The organism is Kitasatospora sp. NPDC023385, from assembly GCF_055664045.1.
In genome coordinates this window covers 1-26481 of the sequence record NZ_JBVOOL010000014.1, presented here as the reverse complement: position 1 = coordinate 26481, position 26481 = coordinate 1, and the positions used below count along the sequence as shown (strand labels likewise).

The 26481-nt window shown below is 72.1% G+C and carries 25 protein-coding genes; 16 read left to right on the top strand and 9 right to left on the bottom strand.

Translation table 11 applies throughout. The features are described from left to right. Positions 1-74 precede the first annotated feature (74 nt). Together AC0B61_RS22130 and AC0B61_RS22125 are read right to left on the bottom strand one after the other, a co-directional pair. Positions 75-356 carry a metal-sensitive transcriptional regulator gene (locus AC0B61_RS22130; protein WP_471742440.1) on the bottom strand — a complete coding sequence of 94 codons (282 nt, stop codon included), beginning with the start codon at positions 354-356 and terminating at the stop codon, positions 75-77. A 111-nt stretch (positions 357-467) separates the two neighbouring features. Continuing rightward, the gene (locus tag AC0B61_RS22125) at positions 468-800 is read right to left on the bottom strand and encodes a heavy-metal-associated domain-containing protein (protein WP_471742439.1); all 333 of its coding nucleotides are present in this window, start codon (positions 798-800) and stop codon (positions 468-470) included. 220 nt (positions 801-1020) lie between these two features. Between AC0B61_RS22125 and metF the strand changes: the two genes are divergently transcribed. The 3 genes from metF (at position 1021) to AC0B61_RS22110 (ending at position 4061) form a co-directional block, all read left to right on the top strand. Continuing rightward, complete coding sequence (gene metF, locus AC0B61_RS22120) at positions 1021-1965, top strand: methylenetetrahydrofolate reductase [NAD(P)H] (RefSeq protein ID WP_471742438.1); 945 nt, start codon at positions 1021-1023, stop codon at positions 1963-1965. Between the two features lie 147 nt (positions 1966-2112). Beyond that, positions 2113-3288, top strand: a complete 1176-nt coding sequence (locus tag AC0B61_RS22115) for a permease (protein ID WP_471742437.1) — start codon at positions 2113-2115, stop codon at positions 3286-3288. 203 nt (positions 3289-3491) lie between these two features. Then, on the top strand, positions 3492-4061 hold the full coding sequence (locus tag AC0B61_RS22110) for a GNAT family N-acetyltransferase (RefSeq protein WP_471742436.1): 570 nt from the start codon (positions 3492-3494) through the stop codon (positions 4059-4061). Between the two features lie 391 nt (positions 4062-4452). Here AC0B61_RS22110 and AC0B61_RS22105 read toward each other — a convergent pair whose 3' ends face one another. After that, positions 4453-4662, bottom strand: a complete 210-nt coding sequence (locus AC0B61_RS22105; RefSeq protein WP_471742435.1) for a DUF397 domain-containing protein — start codon at positions 4660-4662, stop codon at positions 4453-4455. Further along, positions 4649-5536, bottom strand: a complete 888-nt coding sequence (locus tag AC0B61_RS22100; protein ID WP_471742434.1) for a helix-turn-helix domain-containing protein — start codon at positions 5534-5536, stop codon at positions 4649-4651. Before AC0B61_RS22100 ends, AC0B61_RS22105 begins: the two co-directional genes overlap by 14 nt. A gap of 274 nt (positions 5537-5810) precedes the next feature. Between AC0B61_RS22100 and AC0B61_RS22095 the strand changes: the two genes are divergently transcribed. The 5 genes from AC0B61_RS22095 to AC0B61_RS22075 all read left to right on the top strand — a co-directional run bounded on the left by AC0B61_RS22095 (position 5811) and on the right by AC0B61_RS22075 (position 7690). Next, entirely contained in the window at positions 5811-6245 is a 435-nt protein-coding gene (locus AC0B61_RS22095; protein WP_471742433.1) for an ATP-binding protein, read from the top strand. Further along, positions 6242-6523 carry a hypothetical protein gene (locus tag AC0B61_RS22090; protein ID WP_471742432.1) on the top strand — a complete coding sequence of 94 codons (282 nt, stop codon included), beginning with the start codon at positions 6242-6244 and terminating at the stop codon, positions 6521-6523. Before AC0B61_RS22095 ends, AC0B61_RS22090 begins: the two co-directional genes overlap by 4 nt. After that, a complete protein-coding gene (locus tag AC0B61_RS22085) occupies positions 6520-6717 on the top strand; it encodes a hypothetical protein (RefSeq protein ID WP_471742431.1) in 198 nt (65 codons plus the stop codon). Before AC0B61_RS22090 ends, AC0B61_RS22085 begins: the two co-directional genes overlap by 4 nt. 150 nt (positions 6718-6867) lie before the next feature. Beyond that, the gene (locus tag AC0B61_RS22080; RefSeq protein ID WP_471742430.1) at positions 6868-7341 is read left to right on the top strand and encodes a hypothetical protein; all 474 of its coding nucleotides are present in this window, start codon (positions 6868-6870) and stop codon (positions 7339-7341) included. Between the two features lie 109 nt (positions 7342-7450). Further along, positions 7451-7690, top strand: coding sequence for a hypothetical protein (locus tag AC0B61_RS22075; protein ID WP_471742429.1), 240 nt, complete (start codon positions 7451-7453; stop codon positions 7688-7690). A 79-nt stretch (positions 7691-7769) separates the two neighbouring features. Here the strand turns inward: AC0B61_RS22075 and AC0B61_RS22070 are convergent, their stop codons facing one another. Continuing rightward, the gene (locus AC0B61_RS22070) at positions 7770-8720 is read right to left on the bottom strand and encodes a hypothetical protein (RefSeq protein ID WP_471742428.1); all 951 of its coding nucleotides are present in this window, start codon (positions 8718-8720) and stop codon (positions 7770-7772) included. A gap of 194 nt (positions 8721-8914) precedes the next feature. Between AC0B61_RS22070 and AC0B61_RS22065 the strand changes: the two genes are divergently transcribed. Further along, the gene (locus tag AC0B61_RS22065) at positions 8915-11167 is read left to right on the top strand and encodes a heavy metal translocating P-type ATPase (RefSeq protein ID WP_471742427.1); all 2253 of its coding nucleotides are present in this window, start codon (positions 8915-8917) and stop codon (positions 11165-11167) included. A 133-nt stretch (positions 11168-11300) separates the two neighbouring features. Here the strand turns inward: AC0B61_RS22065 and AC0B61_RS22060 are convergent, their stop codons facing one another. Beyond that, positions 11301-13070, bottom strand: coding sequence for a serine/threonine protein kinase (locus tag AC0B61_RS22060; protein ID WP_471742426.1), 1770 nt, complete (start codon positions 13068-13070; stop codon positions 11301-11303). Between the two features lie 227 nt (positions 13071-13297). Between AC0B61_RS22060 and AC0B61_RS22055 the strand changes: the two genes are divergently transcribed. The 7 genes from AC0B61_RS22055 (at position 13298) to AC0B61_RS22025 (ending at position 23948) form a co-directional block, all read left to right on the top strand. Next, entirely contained in the window at positions 13298-17506 is a 4209-nt protein-coding gene (locus tag AC0B61_RS22055) for a hypothetical protein (protein ID WP_471742425.1), read from the top strand. A gap of 158 nt (positions 17507-17664) precedes the next feature. Continuing rightward, positions 17665-18090, top strand: a complete 426-nt coding sequence (locus AC0B61_RS22050; protein ID WP_471742424.1) for a hypothetical protein — start codon at positions 17665-17667, stop codon at positions 18088-18090. Then, complete coding sequence (locus tag AC0B61_RS22045) at positions 18087-18860, top strand: nucleotide exchange factor GrpE (protein WP_471742423.1); 774 nt, start codon at positions 18087-18089, stop codon at positions 18858-18860. Before AC0B61_RS22050 ends, AC0B61_RS22045 begins: the two co-directional genes overlap by 4 nt. A 22-nt stretch (positions 18861-18882) precedes the next feature. Then, positions 18883-21450, top strand: coding sequence for an Hsp70 family protein (locus tag AC0B61_RS22040; protein ID WP_471742422.1), 2568 nt, complete (start codon positions 18883-18885; stop codon positions 21448-21450). Beyond that, complete coding sequence (locus tag AC0B61_RS22035) at positions 21447-21764, top strand: hypothetical protein (protein ID WP_471742421.1); 318 nt, start codon at positions 21447-21449, stop codon at positions 21762-21764. Before AC0B61_RS22040 ends, AC0B61_RS22035 begins: the two co-directional genes overlap by 4 nt. A gap of 92 nt (positions 21765-21856) precedes the next feature. Beyond that, a complete protein-coding gene (locus AC0B61_RS22030; protein WP_471742420.1) occupies positions 21857-22096 on the top strand; it encodes a chaplin in 240 nt (79 codons plus the stop codon). A gap of 160 nt (positions 22097-22256) precedes the next feature. Next, on the top strand, positions 22257-23948 hold the full coding sequence (locus AC0B61_RS22025; RefSeq protein WP_471742586.1) for an AMP-binding protein: 1692 nt from the start codon (positions 22257-22259) through the stop codon (positions 23946-23948). Positions 23949-24026: 78 nt separating this feature from the next. Here AC0B61_RS22025 and AC0B61_RS22020 read toward each other — a convergent pair whose 3' ends face one another. From AC0B61_RS22020 to AC0B61_RS22010, 3 genes are all read right to left on the bottom strand, one after another. Continuing rightward, entirely contained in the window at positions 24027-24344 is a 318-nt protein-coding gene (locus AC0B61_RS22020) for a YccF domain-containing protein (RefSeq protein WP_471742419.1), read from the bottom strand. A gap of 475 nt (positions 24345-24819) precedes the next feature. Then, the gene (locus AC0B61_RS22015) at positions 24820-25764 is read right to left on the bottom strand and encodes a S41 family peptidase (RefSeq protein WP_471742418.1); all 945 of its coding nucleotides are present in this window, start codon (positions 25762-25764) and stop codon (positions 24820-24822) included. A gap of 278 nt (positions 25765-26042) precedes the next feature. Next, entirely contained in the window at positions 26043-26273 is a 231-nt protein-coding gene (locus AC0B61_RS22010; protein ID WP_471742417.1) for a hypothetical protein, read from the bottom strand. Positions 26274-26481 lie beyond the last annotated feature (208 nt).

Here is a 26481-nt window from a genome sequence, read left to right as displayed (position 1 = left end):
GAAATATCTTCCGCGATACCCCCTCCCTGTATTGGCGAGGGCCGGGATGCCGGGGGTCCGTCGCCGAGGCGGCGTCAGGACCTGACGAGGCGGGCGATGGCCTGGTTGGCCTCGCGGATCTTGGTGCTCGCCTCCTGGCCGCCCTCGGTGATGGCGTCGCGGACGCAGCATTCGATGTGCTCGTCGAGGAGTTGGAGCGCGAAGGACTGGAGGGCACGGCTGGCGGCGGAGACCTGGGTGAGGACGTCGATGCAGTAGGTGTCCTGCTCGACCATGCGCTGCAGGCCGCGGATCTGGCCCTCGACGCGACGGAGCCGCTTGAGGAAGTCGTCCTTGTGGGAGCTGTAGCTGGCCATGGCCGTCTCCGGTTCCTGTGCGGTGAGGAGGGTTTTCACTCTACCGGCGTGCGGGAGGAGGGAAGTCGGCCCGGACGGCGGGGGGTCGCCGTCCGGGCCGGTGACGGATGGTCAGCCGTCGAGGCGGCCGACCAGGTCGTAGCCGGCCTCGTCGATCGCGGCGGCCACGTCGGCGTCGGCGAGCGGCTGGGTGCTGCCGACGGTGACCCTGCCGGTGGTGAGGTCCACGGCGACGTCGGTGACGCCGACGAGCTTCGTCAGCTCGGCGGTGACCGAGGTGACGCAGTGGCCGCAGGTCATGCCCTTGACCTCGAACGTCGAGGTGAGGGCGGCTGCGACGGCGGTGGTCGCGGCGGTGTCGGTGCTGCACGAGCCGCAGCAGGAGGCGGCCTCGGTGGTGGCCTCGGTGGTGGCCGAGTCGACGGTGGCTGCGGTCTCGCTCATGGTGGTGCTCCTGTCGTCAGTGCCCGGCGCCGCCCGGAGTGGCCCGGTCGGCTGCTTCGCTGTTGAACGTACCATACCCCCCTAGGGTATCCAAGAGGCCGTCAGGACCGCTCTGTCGCAGCCCTGTTGCGGGCCGCGGGCAGGGTGGAGACGAGCCCCCGTGCCGAGCCCCCGGCACCCGGCGGCGGACGACCGACACCCACCACCCGAGGTGACCCCCATGGACCAGACCACCCGGAGCCGCCCGCGAAGCCTCCGCGACATCCTCGCGGCCGGTGAACGGACGTATTCCTTCGAGTTCTTCCCCGCCAAGGACGAGGCCGGTGAGCGGGCCCTGTGGGCCGCGATCCGGCGGGTGGAAGCGGCCGCGCCGACCTTCGTCTCGGTCACCTACGGCGCCGGCGGCTCCTCCCGCGACCGCACCATCGAGACCACCGAGAAGATCGCCGCACAGACCACGCTGCGCCCGGTCGCCCACCTGACCGCCGTCGGCCACTCCACCGCCGAACTCCATGCCGTCCTGCGGCGCTACGCGGACGTCGGGATCCGCGACGTGCTCGCCCTGCGCGGCGACCCGCCCGGCAACCCCAACGGCGCCTGGGCGCCGCACCCGCACGGCCTGCGGCACGCGGCCGAGCTGGTGAAGCTGGTCAAGGAGTGCGGCGCGTTCACCGTAGGCGTGGCGGCCTTCCCCGAGCGCCACCCGCGCTCGGCGAACTGGGACGACGACACCCGGCACTTCGTCGCCAAGTGCCGCGCGGGCGCCGACTACGCCGTCACCCAGATGTTCTTCGAGGCCGAGCACTACCTGAGGCTGCGGGACCGGCTGGCCGCGGCGGGCTGCGAGACCCCGGTCATCCCGGAGATCATGCCCGCCACCGACGTGCGCCAGATCAGCCGCTTCGCCGAACTCAGCGGGGCGTCGTTCCCGGCCGGCCTGGCGCTGCGCCTGGCGGCCGCCAGCGGCGACCGGGCCGCAGCGCACCGCATCGGCGTCGACCACGCCACCCGGCTCGCGGAGCGCCTGCTCCGCGAGGGCGCGCCCGGCCTGCACTACATCACCCTCAACCGCTCCACCGCCGCGCTGGAGATCCACCGCAACCTCGGGCTCGGTGGGCCGACGGGACAGCTCGCGGCCCCGGCGCCGATCAGCAGTCCCGCCTGACGGGCATGAGCATGGGCCTGGACGTGGTCGGCGAGGGGGTGGCCGCCGGGCCGGGCGTCCTCGGCGTGCCAGTGTTGCTGATACCCCGTACGGGTATAGGGTGGCTCGCGCCCATCGAGTCCCCCGGCGCCACGAAGGCGGACCACCATGCACGGAATCCCGCACGCGATCCTGCACGCGCTGTCCATCACCGGATCGATGACCTGGGAGATCACCTGGGCCCTCGTCCTCGGGTTCCTGCTCTCCGCCGTCGTCCAGGCCGTCGTACGCAAGTCCACCGTCGTCCGGCTCCTCGGCGACGACCGACCGCGCACCCTCGCCGTCGCCTCCGCCCTCGGCGCGGCCTCCTCCTCCTGCTCGTACGCCGCCGTCGCGCTGGCCCGCTCGCTGTTCCGCAAGGGTGCGGACTTCACCGCCGCGATGGCCTTCGAGATCGCCTCGACCAACCTGGTCGTCGAACTCGGCGTGATCCTGGCCCTGTTGCTGGGCTGGCAGTTCACGGCGGCCGAGTTCGTCGGCGGGCCGGTGATGATCCTGCTGCTCGCCGTGCTGTTCCGGCTGCTGCTGCGGCCCCGCCTGCTGCGCGAGGCCCGCGAGCAGGCGGAACACGGCCGGGCCGGCTCGATGGAGGGGCACGCGGCGATGGACATGTCGGTCGCCGGGGAGGGCACCTTCGCCCGGCGGCTGCTGTCCCGCCGGGGCCTCACCTCGGTGTCGCACGTCTTCGTGATGGAGTGGGCCGCCATCCTGAAGGACCTGGTGATCGGTCTGCTCATCGCCGGTGCGATCGCCGCCTGGGTGCCCGACTCGTTCTGGCAGGCGTTCTTCTTCGCCGACCACCCACTGGCCGGAAAGCTGTGGGGGCCGCTGGTCGGGCCCCTGGTGGCGATCGCGTCGTTCGTCTGCTCGATCGGCAACGTGCCGCTGGCCGTGGTCCTTTGGAAGGGCGGCATCAGCTTCGGCGGCGTGGTCGCGTTCATCTTCGCGGACCTGCTGATCCTGCCGATCCTGAACATCTACCGGAAGTACTACGGCGCCCGGATGGCCCTCTTCCTGCTCGGGACGTTCTACGCGGCGATGGTCGTCGCCGGGTACGTGGTCGAGTTCGCGTTCGGAGGGCTCGGCCTGGTCCCGGATCAGCGGGAGGCGGAGATTCCGATGGCGGGCGTGGAATGGAACTACACCACGTGGCTCAACATCGCGTTCCTACTGGTGGCAGCCGCACTGCTCGCACGCTTCTTCCGCACCGGCGGCGTCGCGATGCTACGGATGATGGGCGGCAGCCCGACGGAGGGGGAGCGAGCAGGACACGGCCACCATTGACGGTCGGAAGGCGTGCGCGAGAAGTCGGCCGGGCCGACTTCTCGCGCAACGATGCTTACGACTTGGGGAGCGGTAGAGGCGGGTCCTCGGCCGTGACGTGAAGGCGACCGCGCCATGCTGCTGTTCCTCCAGCACCCCACCCGGTGACAGACGCGGTCCGAAAACTCTTTGGACTGTCGGGCCCCCTCGGCCATGATCCTCGCGTGACCACCTACCTCGAGTCCGAGCGCCTGACCCTGCGCCCCTTCACCGCCGCCGACGCGGACCTGCTGATCGAGCTGGACAGCGACCCGGCGGTGATGCGCTACCTGACCGGCGGCGCTCCGACCCCGCCGGAGGAGATCCGCGACCTCGCCATCCCCAACGTCCTCGCCGGCTACGAGCGCTGGGATCACGACCTCGGCCTGTTCGCCGCGCACGAGAAGGACGGCGGCGCGTTCGTCGGCTGGTTCTGCCTGCGTCCGCTCCGCAGCGGCCCGCGTGAGGAGGCCGAACTCGGCTACCGCCTGCGCCAGGTGGCGTGGGGCCGGGGCTACGCCACCGAGGTCTCGCAGGCGCTGCTGACAAAAGGGTTCGCCGAGCTCGGCATCCGCATGGTCTGGGCCGAGACGCTGACGGTGAACCGCCCATCGCGCAACGTCATGGAGAAGCTCGGGATGACGCTCGCGGAGAACGTCCCCACACCGGACGACATGATGGCGGTTGAGGGTTCCGAGCACGGGGGTATGCGGTACGAGATCACGAAGGAGCAGTGGGAGCGGCGGCAGGCGTAGGCGGCACGAGGCGCGGCGCCCCTGGATGTGAAGTCATCAGCCCGCGCGGGCCTTGTCTGATCATGCCCTATCGGCATATCCCGACAGCATCTTGCCGAACTCGCCGCTGAGCTCACCCCGGCATGGGAGGCACAGCAGGAGTCTGCGCTGCGGGCCTCGCGGCGGCGATCACCGCCGCGAGGCCGGTGACACCGGCCGCCGCGAATACTTCGCGGAGACCCAAGACGCCATAGCCGACCTGGTCTCCGACCGGTCAGCCCGCCGGGCCACCCGCCGCAAGACGAGCAAAGAACTCGTCCTCGCCGCCGACGCCCGCCCGACGTCCTGCTGAGCAAATCCCAGGCGGATTGCTCAGCCGAGCCTGCCCAGATTCTTATCGCTCCCCAAGCCGTCAGGCGCTGGGGATGTCCCCGGCTTTGATGGCGGTGAGGAATGAGGTCCACGCGTCGGTTGGGAATACAAGCGTCGGCCCGCTGGGGTCCTTGGAGTCCCGAACCGGGACGATGCCGCTGTTGAGGAACGCGACCTCAACGCATGCGGACTGCCCGTTGCTGCGGGTGGACTTGAACCACGCCGCTCCTGTCAGATCAATCGCGTCCATAGCTTCCTGCCACTTCGGAGATGAGCAGCTTCGACGCCTGTTCACTGAGCGCTGTCTCCCAGATGTTCGTGAACGCGGCGTCGTAGCGTTCCACTTCGTGGGGCTTGTCCAGGTACAGGTCGCCGGTGAATCCGTCCGCATAGACGGTTGGCGGCTCCGTCTCGGAGCCGTCGCCGTTGAGCGGGAAGCGCAGAATCCCGAACGGGCCTGTCAGGACGCCCAGGTGCAGACCCGTGTCGAACGGGACGACCTTGATGGTGACGTTGGGAAGCTCGCTCACCTCCAGCAGGTGAGCGAGCTGTCCGGCCATGACTTTGCCGGCACCGATGGGGCGCCGCAGCACCGCCTCGTTGAGCGCAACATCGAAGACCGGCGGATCGGTGGCCCGGGTGAGGAGCACCTGGCGAGTCGAGCGAAGATGAACTCGCCGTTCGATCTCCTCATCGTCGTCGTCGGGATTGTGTGCCTGCATGATCACGCGCGAGTAGTCCTCGGTCTGCAGCAGGCCGGGAACCAACTGGCTCTCGTACCACGCGATCTTCGAAGCCGCTTCTTCCAGCCCGATGAACAGATCGAACCCTTCGGGGATCACATCCCCGTAGGCATGCCACCAGCCGCGGGCCTTGGTCTCCTTCGCCAGCCCCATCAGCGCCTCGGTCAGTTCCGCCGGTGCGCCGTAGACCTTGCACATGGCCTCGACATCGAGGCTTCGCAATGATGTTTGACCGGTCTCGATGCGCCACATCTTCGCTTCCGACCACTCCAGACTGCGGGCTGCTGCCCGCACTGTGAGTCGCGATCGGTTGCGCAGATCGCGCAGGTACCGCCCGAGTTGCCTGCGCGGCACCGTTGATCCAGTTGGCCCCTCTGGCATGGCCTTCCCCTTCCCGGCTTCCAGTATGAAGCACCGTCAGCGCTCGAAATGAAAGCACCTGTGCGCCCGCTTCGCAATGAACGTCAACCGGATGAGTTGCACGGTTCGAATCCCGCAAAATGAAGTCTTGCAGATTTCGGAGAGTCGGGAGCAGACTACGAGCAGTAGTCCGCCGCTCGCGCACGGTGACCTTGCCGGATGGTCGTTCGGGCATCCCTATGCCTCTTTCGGGCCACCGCTGATCGCTGCGAGCCGAAGTTGGAGGGGCCCCGCCATGTCCGAAATGCTGGAGAAGCCACCTGGCCCTGCGAGCGAGTGCTCGTGGTGGCTGCCCAGGCACCGCACGTCCGCCGGTTCTGCCCGGCGGCTGCTCCGAACCTTCCTCGCCGGACAGGCCGGTGGCGAACGTCTCACCACCTCCGGCGAGTTGGTGCTCGGTGAGCTCGTCGCCAACGCGGTCCTCCATGCCAAGACCCCGCCGGGGCGGCTCATCTTCATCCGCTTCGAGCTCCACCGCGGCGCGCTCCGCGTCGAGGTGCACGACGCCGACGACAAGCGGCCGCCTATTCCGTCCCCCGCGGCCGAGTGTGACGAGACCGGGCGCGGGCTGTGGCTCGTCTCGCAGGTGGCGTCCGACTGGGGTTGCTGCCCGCGCGAGGGCGGCGTCGGCAAGGTCATCTGGGCGCTGATCGAAGGGGGCGCGCGGTGAGCGTCGAACTCCCCTTTCCCGTCACCGTCGAGATCAAGGGCATCACGAAGGTCGCCACCTTCACGAGGCTTTCCGACGCCCTCGACGCCATCCGCACCAGCCTCGCCCGACTCCCGTTGGACGACGACCAGGCCGGCTACCTCGCTGATCTCTTCGCCGACGCCTCCGCCGCGCGCATCGCCCACCAGTTGGTCGAGTTCGGCGCGGTGCGCGCGATCGCCTTCATCGGCGTCGAGTCGGCCCACCCGATCTACCTGTGTGTGACGGGGCCCGAGTGATCCGTCGCCTCACCTGGGCCCGCGTCGAGATGTGGTGGTGCCTCAGTGCCCAGTTCTCCCGCCCGGTCCGCGTGATCAGCCCCCGCCGCCAGGCCGCCCACACCGAGATGCAGCTCTGGTCGGCCACCCCGGGCAACGCCGAAGCCCTTCTTCGCTCCGTGCTCCGGCAAGCCGCCCGACACCCGCTCGGGTAAACGGAGGGGCCGGGCGGTCCTTCGCGGATCGCCCGGCATCTTTCGTGCGGGCGGCGCGGCCGCGTCCGCCATGGCCCATATAGCCAACCACTGATCCTCGGACGGCTTACTTGGTCTCCTGGGGCCGACATCCGAGCTACTGTGGATGTCATGACTGCGGCCTACGAGGACGTGCCCTTCAGTGAACTGCTTCACCACCCTGCCGCGACGACGCGAAGACTGGATGCCGTCCGGGCCTTGAGACTCCGGCGACGCGATGCCGGAGACCTCGCCCTGATGCGCGTCGACCAGATGGAGCGCGACGCCACGGTCGTGGACTTCACCGCCCGCCTGCTCGCGGGGCTGGTGCGGACCGACAATCTCGCCGCCCTGCGCCAAGCGCTGCCCGAAGCCCTACCGTGGAGCACCTTCCTTCCTGCCGAGGATGTCGACACGTTGCTCGCCGAACTGGTCGATACGGCGGGCGGCGCGGTGGCCCTGGACAACCTCGCCCCGCTCGCACTCCTGCTCACCCAGTGGAAGCACAGCGCGGAGATCCACGCGGACCCAGCGTTGCACGCCATCCTCACTCGGGAGCCCGAAGGCGACCTGGGGCCCGTTCGTCTGCCCGAGGGATCCGAGTGAGTCCGAAGAGGGGGACCGCGCGGCGCCACCCCCGATCGGTGACGAGTACGACCTTCGGTTCGCCAGCTCGGAAGCGGCGGAGGGCTGGGAACGTTTGAGTCGCCAAGCGGTGGGGAACCTGCGCCGCGCGTTCGAGAGAATCCGCGCCGCCCCCCGGGCAGGCGATATCCCTGGTCGCCAGCACCGGCTCAAGGGTGGCCTCGGTTCGGCCACCTTCAAGGGGCAGGCGGTGGAGCGCTGGCAGTACGAGGTCACGGGTGGCGGACGCATCTGGTACGTGATCGACGATGCCAACCGCACCGCATGGATCACCTATGCGGGTACCGGCCACCCCAAGGCCACGGACTGACCCGACAAGGGATTGGGCGCACGCCAAGGTGCCGGGCGGTCCTTCGCGGATCGCCCGGCGCCTTTCGTGCGGGCGGCGTTCAGTGCTGGTGGTCGCCGGTCGGCTGCTCGGTCGGGGCGGCGCTCGGGGCGGGGGTGGTGCCGTCGGTGGTCACGGTGAAGGCGGCGGTGTGGACGGTGTCCTGGTGTTGGAAGTCGAGGAAGAGCCGGTAGCTGCCGCCGCTGGGGGCGGTGGTGGTGAAGCCGATCTCGGGGCCGGGGGTGGTGGTGTCCGGGTGGACGTGGAGGTAGGCGAGGTCGCCGGCGCGCAGCGCGACGAGGTGGCCGTAGGCGCCGAGGTAGGGCTGGAGGTCGGTGGCCGGCCGGCCGTCCTTGCTGACGTTCAGGGTGAGTCGGCCGCTGCGTCCGGGGGTGAGGTCGCCGCCGAGGGTGACGGTGTAGCCGTCGACGGTGACGGTCCGGCCGGTGTGGGGGAGTGGGGCCGGGCGTAGGTCGCCGGCGGCGTGGAGGTCGGCGCCGAGAGTGAGGCCGTCGGTGGCGCCGGCGGGGGTGAAGTCGGCGAACACCCGGTACTCGCCTGCGGCGGGGACGGCGGTGGGGGCGCTCCAGGTGCCGTCGGCGGCCAGGGTGGGGTGCAGGTGCTGGAAGGTGGACAGGTCGCGCGGGGCGACGATCAGGTGGAGTTCCTTGTCGTGCTGCTGCTGGTAGGCGGTGACCGGTCGGCCGTCCGTGCCGAGGATGCGGAACCGCAGGTCGGTGGGGGAGCCGGCGGTGACGTAGGGGTTCTCGACGCTGAGGGTGTAGCCGCGTTCGGAGATCTGTAGCCCGCCGGGCAGGTGTTCAGTGGCTCCCTGCGGAGCGCCCCCTCCGGCGTCCTGTCCCGAGTGTCCCGCGTGCTCCGCGTGCTCCGCGTGTCCGGCGGTGACGGGCTTGGGGGAGGGGCTGCCGGTGGCGTGGCCGACTCCGAGGGCGAGGACGAAGGCGGCGGCGAGTCCGGTGGTGTAGGCGGTGATGCGCAGGGCGGTGTTCATGGCGGGGTCTCCTCAGGCGTTGACGTAGCGAGTGAATACCCACCGGGGGTATCGGGTCAAGCGTTTCGGCAGCATCAGAAATACGGTTAGGGGGTATCGGTGGAGGGTTGTCACCGGTACCCCCTGGGGGTATAACTGAGTCATCACCGACGGCCGGTACGGCGACGGCACGACGACTGTCACGAGGAGCGACGATGACTACCCAGGCACCCGCCTCAGCGGAGGTGGAACTCTCGATCGGCGGAATGACCTGCGCCTCGTGCGCGGCCCGGATCGAGAAGAAGCTCAATCGGATGGACGGGGTCACGGCCAGCGTCAACTACGCCACCGAGAAGGCGAAGGTCTCCTTCGAGGATGGCGTCGGAGTCGCCGACCTGATCGCCACCGTCGAGGCCACCGGGTACACCGCCGCCCTGCCGAAGCCCCCTGCCGCCCCAGGGGCCGCCGGGCAGGCCGAGCAGGACGACGCGGCCGACGAACTCGCCCCGCTGCGCGCCCGGTTGTTCACCGCGCTGGCGCTCGCGGTGCCGGTGATCGCGATGGCGATGGTGCCCGCGCTGCAGTTCGACAACTGGCAGTGGCTGTCCCTGACCCTGGCGGCCCCGGTCGTCACGTACGCCGCCTGGCCGTTCCACAAGGCCGCGTTCACCAACGCCCGGCACGGCGCCGCGACGATGGACACCCTGGTCTCGCTCGGCACCGGCGCCGCGTTCCTGTGGTCGCTGTGGGCGCTGTTCTTCGGCGACGCCGGGATGCCGGGCATGCGGCACGGCTTCGAGTTCACCATCGCCCGCAGCGACGGCGCGTCCGACATCTACCTGGAGGCGGCGGCCGGCGTCACCGCCTTCATCCTGGCCGGCCGCTACTTCGAGGCGCGCTCGAAGCGCACCGCCGGCGCCGCGCTCAAGGCGCTGCTGGAACTGGGTGCCAGGGACGTGGCGGTGCTGCGTGGCGGGTCCGAGGTGCGCATCCCGATCGCCGAACTCGCCGTGGGTGACCGCTTCGTGGTCCGCCCGGGCGAGAAGATCGCCACCGACGGCCTGGTGGTCGAGGGCGCGTCCGCGGTGGACGCCTCGATGCTGACCGGCGAGTCCGTCCCGGTCGAGGTGGCCGTCGGCGACGCCGTCACCGGCGCCACCGTCAACGCGGGCGGCCGACTGGTGGTCGAGGCCACCCGGGTCGGCGCCGACACCCAACTGTCCCGGATGGCCAAGCTGGTGGAGGACGCGCAGAACGGCAAGGCCGCCGCCCAGCGCCTCGCGGACCGGATCTCCGCGGTCTTCGTGCCGATCGTCATCACCCTCGCCGTGGCCACCCTCGGCTACTGGCTGGGCACCGGCGAGGGCTGGACCGCCGCCTTCACCGCCGCCGTGGCCGTGCTGATCATCGCCTGCCCGTGCGCCCTGGGCCTGGCCACCCCGACCGCCCTGCTGGTCGGCACCGGCCGCGGCGCCCAACTGGGCATCCTGATCAAGGGCCCCGAAGTCCTGGAGTCCACCCGCAAGGTCGACACCATCGTCCTGGACAAGACCGGCACCGTCACCACCGGCCGGATGACCCTGCTCGCCGTCCACACCACCGACACCACCACCGAGACCGAGGCACTGCGCCTGGCCGGCGCCCTGGAGCACGCCTCCGAACACCCGATCGCCCGGGCCATCGCCGCTGCCGCCGCCGAGCGCACCGGCGACCTGCCCCCCGTCGAGGGCTTCGAGAACGTGCCGGGCCTGGGCGTCCAGGGCGTCGTGGACGGCCACGCCGTGGTCGCCGGGCGGGAGGCGCTGCTCAACGAGTGGTCGCAGTACCTGCCGGAGGGGCTCGCCGAGGCCAAGGCCGCGGCCGAGGCGGCCGGGCGCACCGCGGTCGCGGTCGGCTGGGACGGCCAGGCCCGGGCCGTCCTGGAGGTGGCCGACGCGGTGAAGCCGACCAGCGCCGAGGCGATCGCCGAGCTCCGCGCGCTGGGCCTCACCCCGGTGCTGCTGACCGGCGACAACCGGCTGGTCGCCGAGGCCGTGGCCGCCGAGGTCGGCATCGAGCCCGAACACGTGATCGCCGACGTCATGCCGCAGGACAAGGTCGACACCATCAAGCGGCTGCAGGCCGAAGGCCGGGTCGTGGCGATGGTCGGCGACGGCGTCAACGACGCCGCCGCACTCGCCCAGGCCGACCTGGGCCTGGCGATGGGCACCGGCACCGACGCCGCGATCGAAGCCGGCGACCTCACCCTGGTCCGCGGCGACCTGCGCTCGGCCGCCGACGCCATCCGCCTCTCCCGCCGCACCCTCGGCACCATCAAGAGCAACCTGTTCTGGGCCTTCGGCTACAACGTCGCAGCGATCCCCCTCGCCGCCGCCGGACTCCTCAACCCCATGATCGCCGGAGGCGCCATGGCCTTCTCCTCGGTCTTCGTGGTCGGCAACAGCCTCCGGCTGCGCCGCTTCCGCTGAGCCGCTGCGTTCCCGGCCACCCTCCTCCACCCTCCACCACCCTCCACCGCCCTCCACCGCCGACACCGAGGCCCCGGAACCCCGCCGTTCGGGTTCCGGGGCCTCGGCGTCGGCGCGGGCCGCGACCGGCGGATCAGTCCTCCGGCAGCTCCACCGCCTGCCAGCGGTACGCCGCGTCCTCCTGCCAGACCTGCAGCTCGCCCTCCACCACCGCGGCCAGGCAGAGCCGCCAGTCGTCGCCCATCGCCAGCGCGACCCGGGTGGCCGGGCGCAGGGTGGGGCGCCACCAGCGCGGGCGGCGGGAGGCGCCGCCGGGCGGCAGCCGCAGCCGTACGCCGCCCGCGCCGGCCAGGGCGATGGTCGGGCCGCCGCGGTGGCCCGCCATGGCGATGCCGAGGGAGGGTTCGCCGTCGCCGATCTCGGTGCCCGCCCCGGCGGCGCCGATGGTGTGCAGCTGGACGGAGCCGTCCGGCCGCAGCGTGGCGGCCTGCGGGCCGGCGGAGGTACGGGCCAGCGCCCCGGCGCGCGGCGTGCCGGCCGGGCCCAGTGGGCGCGGCGGCTCGGCCGAACCGGGCCGCCAGCTCAGCACCCGCCCGCGGTGCTCGACCAGGACCAGCCAGCGGCCGGGGAGTTCCTCGACCGCCGCCAGCACCCGGTCGGCGGGGCAGCCGGGCAGTTCCTGGCCGGTGAGGGTGAGGCCGGGCGCCCAGCGGTAGGAGCGCAGGGTGCCCCCGGCGGCCGTCCAGACCGTCATCTCCGCGGCCGGGTTGACGGCCCCCGCCAGGCCGCTGACCCCGCGCGCGGCCTCCCACCAGCCGCCTGCCGTACCGACCCAGAGGGTGCCGCCGCGGTCCTCGGCGCAGACCACCAGCTCGCCCTGGTGTCCGGCCCAGCCGGCCGTCAACTCCCGTACGACGCCGGGGCCCTGGCCGGCGGGCAGCCGGTGGTCGGCGTGGCCGGGGCCGGCCAGCGCGGTGCCGTCGGCGCCGCCGGTCACCACCAGCGGGCGCCCGGCCCGGTCGGGCAGCACGGCCAGGCCCGAGGTGCGGGCCACCGGCCGGTGGGCGCGCAGCAGTTCGCGGCCGCGGCCGATCCACGGGCCGAGCGGGGAGGGGCGGCGGTCCGGCTCGCGGGCCAGCGGTTCGCAGGCCCAGCGCGCCAACTCCTCGGTGTAGCCGGCTGCGAGGAGTTCGGCGCGGGCCTGTTCGGCGGCGAGCCGGTGGTCGAGCCGGCCGTGGTCGGGCAGCAGCAGGGTGCGGACGAGGGTGCCGACCGCGAAGAGGTCCTTGGCGGTGGTCGGAAAGCCGCCGACCTGCTCGGACTCCGGCGGGACGTGCCCGGGGGTGAACACCGCGACGGTCAGGGTGTGGTCGAGCGGGGCGAGGAAGGTCAGGTCGATCAGTTTGACCTGCCCCTGGCCGTCCACCAGGACGTTGGCGGGGGAGATGTCGCGGTGTACCCAGCGTTTGCGGTGCAGCTCGTCGACGATCCGGCAGAGCCGGGACAGCACCTCGGCCACCGCCGCCGGGCCGCCGCGCTGGCTGCGGGCCCAGGTGTGCAGCGGCACGCCCTCGACCCAGGGCGAGATCTGGTAGCCGAGCAGTCCGGCGGGTGGCGCCGCGCCGGGCCGGTGCGGGGAGGGGCCGAGCAGGAAGCTGGGCACCACCAGGTCGGTGATGTCGAGCCGGTGCGCGTTGTGCGAGACGTCGTCCCAGCGGCCGAGCCAGCGCCGCACCTCGGACGGGTCGCGCTCCAGCATGATCTTCGCGGCGACGAGCTCCTTGCGCCCGTTGTGGCCCGTGCGCACCGCCCGCCACACCTCGGCCTCGCCGCCCCGGTGGTGGAACTCCAGGAGTTCGTACTGCTCGGGGTCGAACTCCGGCCCGAACCGGAGGCCGGGCACCCAACGAGACTCGGACACACGACCCCCGACGCTTCTGACCGCTGTTGACGCGCTCGTTCATCTCCTGCCGGCGCGTCGCCCAGGATAGTGCTCTTTCCTGTTCGTCTGTCCGACCGAGGGCCTATTCTGATGGCGTTCGAGCAACATCACGAAACCACGTCAACTAATGATCAGCAGAACCGCGTTGGTCATCGAGTGGGCGAAATCCGGACACAGGGGGACGGCGCATGGCGCTGCTAGCGGTGCTGCTGATCGTGGTGGCACTGGCCGGTACGGCCGCCGTCGTACTGGTCCGCCGCCGAACGGCCCCGGACGCCGCGGCCGTGGCGAAAGCCCTGGCCACGGCCGCCGAACGGCTCTCCGCCGGCAAGGCCGCCCAGGCCCGCCGCCGCTACGCGCGGCTCGCCAGGCAACTCGCCGCCGGGCCCGTGGAACTGCGCCCGCAGCGCGGCCTCGCACTCCTCGGCCAAGCCGAGGCCAGCACCGCCGCCGGCGACCGGCAGGCCGCCCTCGCCCTGCACCGCGAGGCCTTCCCGCTGCTCACCGACCCGGCCCGGCAACTGCCCCGGTGGAGCCTGCGCAGCCTCGCCGAGGAACGGCTGCAGGCCCCCGACGGCGACCTCGCGCCGCTGCTCGCCCTCCTCCAGGCCACCGCCGCCGGCGCCGAACCCGGCGAGGAGGCCGAAACCGCCGCCCGCGCCCTCGACCACCTCCAGCGCCGATGCCGCGAAGGCGCCGCCGAGCAGCGCGACGACGCCACCGCCCGCGCCCTCGCCGCCCTTCCCGGCCGGGACTGGCCGGTCCTCGCCCGCGCCGCCCTGCTCCGCGACACCGCCCGCGCCGACGAGGCCGAGGCCCTGCTCGCCGCCGCGGCCCCCGCCGGCAGCGGCGAACTCTGGTTCCGCTGGGGCGCCCAGCTGTACACCCTGCACCGCGACGAACCCGCCGTCACCGCCTTCGACGAAGCACTGCGGCGCGGCGCCGGCGAGCCCTCCCCCTGGGGCCGCGGCCCGGCCCTGCGCACCGACACCCTGCTCTTCCGCGGCCTGGCCCGGCAGCGCCTCGGCGCCACCGAACCCGCCTGGGCCGACCTCGCGGCCGCCGCCGTGGAGACCCCGACCGACCCCAGGCCCCGCTACGCCCTCGGCCGGCTCGCCCTGCTGCTCGGCGCCGACGACCAGGCCCGGGAACAGTTCACCGCCGCCCTGACCGTCCAACCCTCCTTCGCCCCGGCCCGGTTCGGCCTCGCCCTGGTCCACGAACGGGCCGAGCGACCCGCCGACGCCGCCGCCGACTACCGCGCCGGCCTCGGCCACGCCCCCGACTGGCGCCCCGCCCGGATCAGGCTCGGTGCCGCCCTGCTCGCCGCCGGCCAGGCCGACGAAGCCGAGCCCGTCCTGCGCGCCGAGGCCGACACCGACCCCGGCTCCCGCTGGACCCGGATCGCCGCCTACCACCACGGCCTCGCCCTCGCCCGCACCGACGACCCGGCCGGCGCCCTCGCCCGCTGGGAACCGCTGGACGACGAGGACCTGAACGAACGCCGGGCCCTCGCCCGCGACCGGATCGCCCGCACCCGCCTCGCCACCGACCCGGGCGCCGCCCGCGAACTCTGGCAGCGGGCCGCCGCCGAACACCCGGCCGCCCCCGGCTACCGCGCCGCGCTGCGCGAAGCCGCCCTGCGCGAGGCCGCCCACCTGCTGGTCACCGGCCGCGACCACCCCGAACCGCGCGAACGCGCCGTCGCCGCGCTCGCCCTCGCCGACAGCCTGCCCGGCGCCCTCACTCACCGGCAGGCCCGGCTGCGCGCCGCCCTCGCCCTGACCGCAGGCACACCGCAGACCGTCACCACCCTGCTCGACGCCGCCGGCGGCCTGCGCGACCGCTACCACCTGGCCGCCGTCGCCCTGCTGGCCGGCCGCCCGGCCCAGACGATCGCCCTGCTCGGGCCGCCCGACCCGGCCGGCGACCCCGCGACGGCCCGGCTGCGAGCCCTGCTCGCCGAACGGGCCGGCAACTGGGCCGTCGCGCTCGACTGGTACCGCCACTTCCTGGCCGCGGCGGCTCCTGCTGCTCAGGCGGCTCCGGCGGCTCCTGCTGCTCAGGCGCCCGCTGCGACGTCGGCAGACTGCGCGCTGTGCGACCGGCCCGCCACCGGCGCCTGCGGCGGCTGCGGCCGCGAAGCCTGCACCGACCACCTGCACGCCCCCGAGGGCGCCGCCACCTCCCGCTGCGTGAGCTGCGCCGGGCCCGCGCTGCGCGCCGTGCTGGACTGCGCCCGCCGCGCCGGCACCCCCGAGCAGGCCGAACCCGTCCTCGCCGCCTGGGCCGCGGCCCTCGGCGACGGCGCCGCCGCCGCACCGGTCCGGCTCGACCTCGCTCTGCTGCGCGCCGAACTCGGCCGCCTCGACGAGGCGCTGGCCGACCTGCCGTCCGACGCCACCACCGTCCGCGCCGCCGTCCTGGTCCGCCGGGCGGCCGCCGCCCTCGCCGCCGACCAGCCCGGACGGGCCGCCGGCGACCTGCGCCAGGTCCTCGCCCTCGCCCCCGGGCACCCGCCCGCGGCGGGCGCGCTGGTGCTGCTCGCCGAGCACGAGGCGCACCAGCACGCCGTCGAGGGCCGCCACCGCGAGGCCTGGCAGGCCTACCGCGCACTGCTCCTCAAGGACCCGGCGCACCCCCGGCTGCTGCACGCCCTCGGGCTCGCCGGCTACCGGCTCGCCGCCGCTGCCGCCCCTGGCGCCGCCGGTGCCGCAGCCCCTGACACCGCCACCGCCGCCACCGCCACCGCCGCCGGCCCCGGTGAGTCCGAGGCGCCCGACGCGGAGGTCTGGGGCTGGACGCTCGGCTGCCTGGTCGCCGCCCTGCACCAGCCCGAGCTGTGGGCCGAGTCCGCCCGGATCACCGGCCGCACCGCCGAACCGTCCCGGCTGGCCGCGGCCCGCACCGGTCTGATCGACCGCCTCCGGGACGACCTGCGCGCCGTCGACCGGGCCGCCGGCCGCAGCGGCGACGAGGTCGACGCCTGGACGCTGCTCCTCGGCATGGAGGCCCACACGGCCGATGCCCTCGCCCAGGAGGACATCCGGATAGCCCTGCCCGGCCGCCCCGCCCGCCGCCTGACGGCCGGCCCCACGCTCGACCGGCTGCTCCGCGCTGAACCCGGACCCACCGCCTGGGCGGACGCCTTCGACCAGGCCGTACGGGCTTGGCGGAGCCGCGCGGAGGGCCCCGACGCACCGCCTCTCGCCCGCACCCTCAGCCTGTTCGGCCCGCTCGGTCCGCAGCACTACCTGCAGCTGCAGGGCCGTCAGGCCGCCGCCGTCGCCGCCCTGGACGCGGTGGCCGAGAGCGAGCGCGGCGAGGCCTGGCAGGCACTGCTCGGCGAGTCCCTGGTCAGCCAGGCGCGCGAGCACCACCGCCACCAGGACTGGCGCGAGGCGCTGGACTGCCTCAGCCGCGCCGCGGCCGTCCCCGGCGTCGTGCTGCCCGCCGACGCCGCCGCCATCGCCGCCGAGTCCGGCGTCCGGGCCGCCCGCGCGCTGCTCAAGAACACCGTCGACGACCAGCCCGGGGCGGCCGACCTGCTGGAGAAGGCGTTCGCGCTGGCCCCCGACGACCCCGAGGTGCGCGGCGACCTCGGCGCCACCTACGCCCAGTGGGCCCGCAAGATCAACAACGAGGACAAGGACTACCCCCGCGCCCTCGACCTGCTGCAGAAGAGCCTGGAACTCGTCCCCGGCGACCCGACCGCCCGGCACTTCCTGATAGCCGCCCTCGGCAACCGGGCCGGCCAGCTCAGCCGCCCCGAAGCGACCGACGCGCAGCTGGAGGAGGCCGCCGGCGCCTGGCGGTCCCTGATCGACCTCAGCCCCGACCCGGACCACCGGCTCGGCCTCGCCTTCGTGCTGCGCCACCTCGCCCGGTCCGCCGCCTTCGCCGACGACCGCGTCCGCGCGGTGCGGCGGATGGCCGAGGCCCTGGACGCCGACCCCGAGTGGGACGGCGACGCCGACCGGGAGGCCCCGCGCCGCGTCGCGGTGATGCTCGCCAACCACGTCGTGGACGCCCTGCAGGACCAGCCGTTCACCGACCAGGCCGCCATGCTGCGGAAGGCCCAGTCCTACGACGACTCCACCGACATCCGCCGGCTGATGGTCAGCGTCTGGCGCGGCGAGGCCATCAGCCACTACGAGGCCCGCCGCTACCGCGAGGCGATCCGGCTGCTGGAGGAAGCGCTCGGCCTGTCCGGCACCCCGGAGGACACCGGCAAGCTGCACCGCGAACTCGGCATCGTCTACGGCTCGTACGCCGTCCAGCAGGCCAACGCCCGCCAACTGCGGACGGCCCGCGACCTGGCCCGCCAGGCCGTCGAGCACAGTCCGGACGACGCGGAGCTGAAGTCGATGCAACGGCGGATCAACTCGCTCTACTGACGGCAACCGCCGGGCAGTTGCCGTCGTCCTAGACCGTGCGCGCCGCAGGCCGTGCGAGTCGACCCAGCCGTCCCGACCCCGAGAGCCGCTCCAAACCCCGAGAGCCGTCCGAGCCGCCCCGACCGTCCCAGTCGTCGTGAGGAGAGAGACCGCCCGCCATGCCACTGCACGAACCGTCGCCGTACGAGGTCCTGGGCATCCCGCTCACGGCCGGGGTGCGCGAGATCAACCTCGCCGTCGGGCCCGCGATGCGGGCGGCCCGCTACAGCCGTCAGCAGATCCAGGAGGCCGCAGCGCTGCTGCGCAACCCGGACCGGCGGCTGGAGTCGGACCTCCAGCAGCCCCTCCCGCCGGAGCCGGTCGAGCAGGCCGCCGACCTGCTGGCGCCCGCGCTCGCCGAACCGCTGCTGGTGATCGAGCGCCCGCCGCTGCCGCCCGTCCCCGCCCTCCTGGCACTCCACCGCTCCGAACTGGCCGCCGACTTCGCCGAGCCCGCCCCGTCCGGGGCCGACCCCGAACCGCCCGTCCCCGCCCGCTACGCGGCCGACCTGTCCGTGCTGCCGCAGATCGAGGTCCCCGAATGACCGACGCACCGACCGCATCCCTGCTCGACGGCCACCGGCGGCTGGAGATCCCGCCCGGCGTCGAGGACGTCGACCTGGAGCGAAAGTTCGGCCAACTGCTCTTCCGCGCGTCCCTGTTGGGGAACAAGCTGGCGGAACAGCAGCAGACCGCCCGGGCCGAACAGCGCGAACTGCTGGGCATCCTGGTCGAGGTGGACGACGCGCTCGCCGCCCTCGGCCTGGACGGCGAGCTGGTGGCGCTCGGGCGCGGCGCGGGCATCGAGGCCACCCGGCGACGGCTGCTCGGCCGGCTGGCCAAGGCGAAGGTCCGTCCGATGCGCCTGGAGGGCATGACGGCCGACCCGGACCTGACCGAGATCGTGGGGATCGAGGCCCGGGCCGGGGTGGCGCCGGAGACGGTGGTGCGGACGGTGGTCACCGGGTTCTTCTGGGGGGACGAGGTGCTGCGACGGGCCCAAGTGGTGGTCGCCGCACCGCAATGGGAGCCGGAGCCGGAGCCGCAGCCGGAGCCCGTGGGCGCCTCGGAGCCGACGTCGGCCGAGGTCGAGGACGCGCTCCAGGGGGAGAAGCCCGACGAGCCGGAGGCCGACGGAGCCACCCCGCGCGAAGCGGCCCCCGGACCGGCCCCCGCACCGTCTCCCGAAGCGGCCCCCGAACCCGCCGCCGACCAGGACGCCGCGTCGGTCGCCCGCGCCCAGCCCAAGGCGGCCCCGCCCCGGGCCCGCCGCAAGGCCACGGTCGCCGGCAAGCGGACCAAGCGCAAGAAGTAGCCAGGACCACGAGGGGAACGACATGTACCGCACACTCGGCATCGACCTGGGCACCACCAACTCGGTGGTCGCCCACCTGCGCCGGGGCGAGCCGGAGATCATCTTCAACCGGCAGAACCAGGAGGCCACGCCCTCCGTGGTCGGCAGCGGCCGCAAGGGTGAGCTGCTGGTGGGCTCCACCGCGCGCAGCCGGATCGCGATCGACGGCGCCAACGTGATCCGCTCGGTCAAGCGCTTCATGGGCCGCAAATTCAAGGACCCGCAGGTCCAGGCGGCCCTCAAGGAGGTCGACTACAAGGTCACCGCGGGCACCGACGGAGACGTCAACGTCTGGTTCAACGGCCGCTCCTACACCCCGATCGAGATCTCCGCGATCATCCTGCACCGGCTCAAGGAGGACGCCGAGCAGCGCTTCGGCGAGCCGTTCCCCCGGGCCGTCATCACCGTCCCCGCCTACTTCGGCGAGCGGCAGGTCGCGGCCACCCAGGAGGCGGGCCGGATGGCCGGCCTGCACGTGCTGCGGATCATCAACGAGCCGACCGCCGCCGCGCTCGCGTACGGGATCACCTCCGAGGCGGGCGACGAGGGCCGGACCGTCCTGGTCTACGACCTCGGCGGCGGCACCTTCGACATCTCCATCCTGCTGCTGGTGCCCGGCTCGGTGTCGGTGCTCGGCATCGAGGGCGACAACCTGCTCGGCGGCGACGACTTCGACCGCGCGATCACCACCGCGCTGCTGGAGGACATCCGCGAGGAGTACGGCTCGGACTACCAGCCCGACCTGCGGGACCGCCCGAAGATCGGCTCCACCGCCGAGACCATCAAGATCGAGCTCTCCAACCAGGAGTCCTCCGAGGTCATCCTGCCCGGCCTGGGCGCCGGACAGCTGGTGCTGGAGACGGAGTTCGAGCGCGCCCGCTTCGAGGAGCTGATCGAGGCGCAGATCGAGCGCACCATCGAACTGACCCACAAGGCCATCATGCAGGCCAACCTGACCGTCGGAGACATCGACGAGGTGGTGCTGGTCGGCGGCTCCACCGCGATCCCGCTGGTCGCCCGCCGGCTCGGCGAGGTGTTCGGCCCGCGGCGGATCCGGCGCGGCGTCAACCCGATGCAGTGCGTGGCGCTCGGCGCGGCCGTACAGTCCGCGCTGGTCGGCGACGTGGAGTGCCCCGAGTGCCGGGCCCCCGGCGACCTCTCCGCCTCCAACTGCGCCAACTGCGCGACCTCCCTGCTGGGCGGCGCCCGGGTCGCCTGCCCGACCTGCCACCTCCCGGTGGACCCGGAGGCCGCCGACTGCCCCAAGTGCGGCCAGGACGTCAACGGTCCGGCCGGCGGCGGTGCCATCCCGAAGCAGACACAGGCCACCACCGTGGTCCGAAGCGACAACTGCCCGCGCTGCGGCACCCCCGCCGCCCCCGGCGTCACCGCCTGCGAGCTCTGCGGCGAATCGCTCAACTCGGCCGCCCCCGGCCGGACCAGGGTGGCCTCCACCGCCGCCGAGGACGTCGGCCTGCGCTGCGCCGCCTGCGGCGTGGTCAACCCGCCGGGCAGCGAGGTCTGCCAGGGCTGCGGCGAACTGATGCAGGTCACCAACCCCTTCGACATCACCCCGAAGAACCTCGGCATCGAGCTCAACGACGGCCGCCTCGCCGTCATCATCCCCAAGAACACCAGCTACCCGACGAGTTCACCGGTCAGCCGGGAGTTCGTCGTCTCCGGCAGCGGCCGCCAGCGGCTGGAGATCGCCGTCTACGAGGGCGAGCACGAGATCGCCCAGCAGAACGAGCTGATCGGCCACCTCACCCTGCGCCTGCCCGAGGGCCTGGGCGGCCGGGCCCCGGTGGAGGTCTCCTTCGGACTCGACCGCGACCGCACCATCACCCTGTCCGTCCGGATCCAGGGCGGCGCCGAGAAGACCGTCAAGCTGGAGCGGGTCACCCTCGACCCGGAGCTGAAGGTCCAGGTCGAGGAGCAGCAGCGGCAGATCGAGTCCTTCACCGACCGCTGGGGCGGCGAGCTGACGGAGGCCGAGATGCGCGAGGCCCAGCGGCTGATGGAGACCCTGGACGACCTGGCGGCCGGCCAGACCCGCGGCCAGTCGGTGGACCAGGCGCTGGAACGGGCCCAGCTCCAGCTCAAGGCCCAGCGCTGGGTGCGCGGCTCGGAGGCGTACCTGAGCCTGTTCCTCCACTACTGCGAGAAGCACCTCGACCCGAGCGACCTGGACCGCCTGCGGTCGGTGGCCGCCGAGCTGCGGCTGCGCCGCGAGGCGGCCGACTGGGAGGGCGCGATGCACGCGGCCCAGCGGGCGGACGAACTGTGCGACTCACTCGGCCACACCATGCGCATGCTCACCATGTGCAACGTCTACGTGACCCAGAACATGGTCTCGCCCGCCCTGGGGCAGCTGATCATGGCCGAGCTGCGCGGGCTGGACGCCGCCGTGGAGGCGCCCAACATGGAGGAGGTCAACAAGCACATGTCGAACCTGCTGGCGCTGTACGCGCAGGCGCAGCGGGAGCTGGGCAGCGAGCCGACCGCCGAGTCGCTGGGCCCGGTGCGCCCCGAGGAGGCCGGTCCCCGATGAGCCCCGTGACCGACCCGGAGGTGCTCTGCCCGCTGTGCAAGGTCACGGCGGACCCGCAGAGCCTGTGCTGCCCCTCCTGCCGGGAGGACCTGTCCGCGCTGTTCCGGCTGCGTTACGCCGGTCGGATCGACTACAACCGGGCCCTCGACGCGCTGCACGCCGGGGACACGGCCACCGCGCTGTTCCGGCTGCGCAGTGCGCTGGCGGCCGAGCCCGGCCTGGATCCGGCACGTGACCTGCTGGAATCACTGGGCGTGGCCGATTCTGCCGGGCTCGTCCCGGTCGGTCGGGAGGGCGACACGCCCTCTGAGTGACCAATTCGGACGCTCCCGGCCTGCCGTCGCGTTCCATCGGTGCGAGTGTGATCGTCACACGGAAGTTCGCCACCCTCACAAGGAGTGACGCAATGCGTCTTCGCACCTACTTCGCCGCCACGGCCGTCGCCGCGGTGTGCGTCCTCGCCGGTGCCGGTACCGCCGCCGCCGGCAGTGCCACCGCCAACGGTGTCGCCTACGGCTCGCCGGGCGTCCTGTCCGGCAACCAGATCCAGGTCCCGATCAACCTCGAGGCCAACGTCTGCGGCAACTCGATCGGCATCATCTCGATCCTGAACCCGGCCTTCGGCAACACCTGCGTCAACGCGTGACACGAGTGCTGGGGCCGTCCGTCGAACCAGGCGGACGGCCCCAGCGCCATGTCCGGGTCGCGCTCGCCACCCCCGTTCGGGGGTGGCGTCCCGGCCCCGGCGCCGGGACGATGGCACCCCGACCCGCACCGCCGTACCGAGGAGCCAGACCGTGCCGACCATGCCGACCTCGCACAGCTACGCCTCCGGCACCTCGGACGTCCCGCTGCTCGGCGACACCATCGGGGAGAACCTCGACCGCGCGGTGCACGCCTTCCCCGACCGCGACGCCCTGGTAGACCGCCCCACCGCCCGCCGCTGGACGTACGCCGAACTCGCCGCCGACATCGACGCCCTCGCCCTCGGCCTGCTGGAGGTCGGCATCGCCAAGGGCGACCGGGTCGGCATCTGGGCACCCAACTGCGCCGAGTGGACGCTGACCCAGTACGCCACCGCCAAGCTCGGCGCGATCCTTGTCACGGTCAACCCGGCCTACCGCGCCCACGAGTTGGAGTACGTGCTGAACCAGGCCGGGATCCGGCTGCTGGTCGCCGCCGAACGCTACAAGACCTCCGACTACGCCGCGATGATCGAGGAAGTCCGCCCGCGCTGCCCCGGGTTGGAGCGGGTCCTGCTGACCGGCAGCCCCGCCTGGGGCGAGGTGCTCGCCGCCGGGCGGCGGGCCGGACCGAAACTGCGCGACGAATACGCCTGCCGCCAGGGCGAGTTGAGCCCGGACGACGCGATCAACATCCAGTACACCTCCGGGACCACCGGATTCCCCAAGGGCGCGACACTGTCGCACCACAACATCCTCAACAACGGGTACTTCGTCGGTGAACTGCTCGACTACACGGAGCAGGACCGGATCTGCATCCCCGTGCCGTTCTACCACTGCTTCGGGATGGTCATGGGAAACCTGGCGGCCACCTCGCACGGCGCCTGCATGGTCATCCCGGCCCCGTCCTTCGAGCCCGGCGCCACCCTGGCCGCCGTCGCGGCCGAGCGCTGCACCTCGCTGTACGGCGTGCCGACCATGTTCATCGCCGAACTCGCCGAACTCGCCGAACTCGCCGACGCCGCTGACGCCGCTGACTCTGCTCTGCAGGGATACGACCTCACCAGCCTGCGCACCGGCATCATGGCGGGCTCGCCCTGCCCGAGCGAGGTGATGAAGGAGGTCATCGGGCGGCTGGGCATGGCCGAGGTCGCCATCTGCTACGGCATGACCGAGACCTCGCCGGTCTCCACCCAGACCCGCGCCGACGACTCGGTCGAGCGCCGCGTCTCCACCGTCGGCCGGGTCGGCCCGCACCTGGAGGTCAAGGTGATCGACCCGGCCACCGGCCGGACCGTCCCCCGCGGCGAGCCCGGCGAGCTGTGCACCCGCGGCTACTCCGTCATGCTCGGCTACTGGAACGAGCCCGAGCGAACCGCCGAGGCCGTCGACGCCGCCCACTGGATGCACACCGGGGACCTCGCGGTGATGGACGACGACGGCTACCTCGCCATCACCGGGCGGATCAAGGACATGGTGATCCGCGGCGGGGAGAACCTGTACCCGCGCGAGATCGAGGAGTTCCTCTACACCCACCCGGACATCCTCGACGTCCAGGTCATCGGCGTCCCCGACCCCAAGTACGGGGAGGAGCTGATGGCCTGGATCCGGATGCGCGAGGGCGCCGAGCCGCTCACCGCCGAGGCCGTCCGCGCGTACTGCACCGGCCGGCTCGCACACGTCAAGATCCCGCGCTACGTGCAGGTGGTCGAGGAGTTCCCGATGACGGTCACCGGGAAGATCCGCAAGGTCGAGATGCGCGAGGCGGCGCTGCGGATCCTGGGCCTGGAGGCGGGTTCCCCTCCCTCCGCCTGACACCCCGCTCCGCACACGCACACACATGGACGGCCGGCCGGGGCAGAAGCCCCGGCCGGCCGTCAACGTGCGGAGCGGCTACCGCGCGCCCCATTCCTGGTCGGTGGGGACGATCTCGCGGCCCAGCGGCATCAGCGAGATCGGGATCATCTTGAGGTTGGCCCACCCGAACGGAATTCCGATGATCGACAGGAACGGCGGAATGCTCGTGATCAGGTGCCCGATCGCCAGCCACCACCCGGCGAACACCAACCAGATGACATTGCCGACGCACGACGCGGGCCCGGCATCCGGCCGTTCCACCGCCGTCCGCCCGAACGGCCACAGGATGAACCCGGCGATCCGGAACGAAGCAATGCCAAACGGGATCGTGTTCGGACGCTCAGCACGGCGCACTTTCGCCGCTCCGCTTCCGGCTGACGCTGCCGCGCGCTTGACCAGCGCACACCCCGATGGCCGACGAGGAGCTCTGCCCTCGTCGGCCATCAGTGCTCGTGGCGACTAGTGCCAACGCCGTTCAGTTAGGACAGTCGGGGTCACGCCAAAGATGGTCTGTAAAAAAGAACGCTGGACAGACTCGACCGACGCCGAAATCCGGGCCGTCCAGCAAGCCTGGGCCCGAGCAGGCATCGATCACGGGCGTGATCACATCAGGCGCGTCAGAACCGCGAAACTCAAGTGCAAGAGGAATGGTCAAGACCCGTGGATCGAGGGGAGCTCAGCGGTGCGCCGGAGTCCGCCGAGACCGAGATCGTAGATCGTCCGGTTGATCTTCCAATTGGTCTCTATCAGCCTGCGGCTTTGCGGCCCGTTGGACGCGGGGACAGGCAAGATCTTCCATCTCACGCGCCCAGCGGGCTTGCCGACCGGGTCACTGGCGGGCTTCTCTGCGGAGGTCCAGGCCGGAGACACCGCCGTTGGCCGACTGCGCGATTCGGGTCAGTGCGCCTTGGTGCGCTACGTCGAGCGCCTGCTCTGATGGGGTGTCAATGTCAGGTGCAACGCCGACTCCCTCCCAGTTGGTGCCCGTGACGGCGATGGTCGCCCGGGCGCTGGGCACCTTGACCGAGATGTGTTCGGTAAGTTGGAAAGTGCCCGTCGGGTGAGCTCCGCCTCGGGTGGTCTCACCGACTACGAGGGCGCGCCGGTGTGCTTGCAAGGTGTAGGCGAGATCCTCTCCGCCGGAGAAGGTACGAGCGCTGGTGAGCACGTAGACCGGGCGGTCGAGGTAGCGCGGAGCGGGCAGGTGCGCCGTGGTCCAGTACTGGCGGGTGGTGTCGGTGAGGCGATCGTAGATGTCTTTGATGTGCGTCTGGTCGTCCGGGAAGAAGTAGCTGCACCACATGGTGCAGCCCTCGGGCGACCCGCCGAGACATTCGCGCAGGTCGAGGATGAGTGCGTCGGTGTGGGCGACTAATTCCATGGCCGCGCCGATCATCCGGGCGCCCTCGCCGGCGTCGGCGATTCGCCGGATGTCGAGATAGCCGATGTTGCCCTCAAGATGCTCGAAGCCTCGGACCCCCTGGTTGGCGGCCCGCATCCGGGCGAGGAAGGCGGTCTGGCCTTGGTCTGCGTTCCCCAGGTCCAGGGGTTGCGGCTCGTCCTGCCAGCGCAGTCCCAGGTGCTTGTCCGGGCAGATCTCCCGCAGGTGCGTGGTGACCGTCTCGCAGAGCGACGGGCCGTTCAGGGCGTCGTACTCGTCAGCGGCCAGTCGCTTCCGGATCGCGCCGTCGATCTCCAGGGCTCGCTCGGGGAAGACGTATCCGGCCACTATGTGGTCCAAGGCCAGTGCGACTATCTCTGCATTGGTGGGCATGATCAAGAAGGATAGACTCCTGCTTGTCTGGACCGACCAATTATGAACCAACCCGGGTTCGGTGGGGACTCGAATTCGTGTAAGGATTCGAGTTATGGCACGTCCTTCCTCTCTATCTGTCTGACTTCCTCCTATCCGTCTGAGCTGCGCCGTGGTATGTGCGCATGGCCGCCGAGGTCCTCGGGTCACTACCCGAACGAGTCGGCCGCGTTGCGGGCCGTCGCGGAGAAACTGGGCATCGACTCCGCCGAAACTCTGCGCAACTGGGCGCGATGGGATCAGGTCGGCTCCGGGTAGGGTCCGGGGACGACCACCGAGAGGTCCACGCAGATCAAGGCGATGAAGAAGGAGGTCGCCGGACTCAAGCGCGCGCACGAGATCCTGAAGGCCGCGGCGAGGTTCTTCGCGGCCAAGCTCGACCGGCCCCACCTGCGCTCGTAGCGTTCATCGACGAGTACCGGGGCCGCTTCGGCGAGGTCGAGCCGATCTGCCGCGTGCTCACCGAGCACGGCTGCAGCATCGTCCCCTCCACGTACAACGCCCACCACCAGCGCGTGGCCCCACCCTCCGCCCGCACCGTGTGCGACGAGGAACTCAAGGCTCTCATCAAGGAGGTTTACAACGCTACTGAAGTTGAATTCGTAATGTCGGTCTGAAGGTGGTCAGCCGTCCATGATCAGGCCGGTGGCGGCGAGGCATCCGTCGATGAGGTGAGAG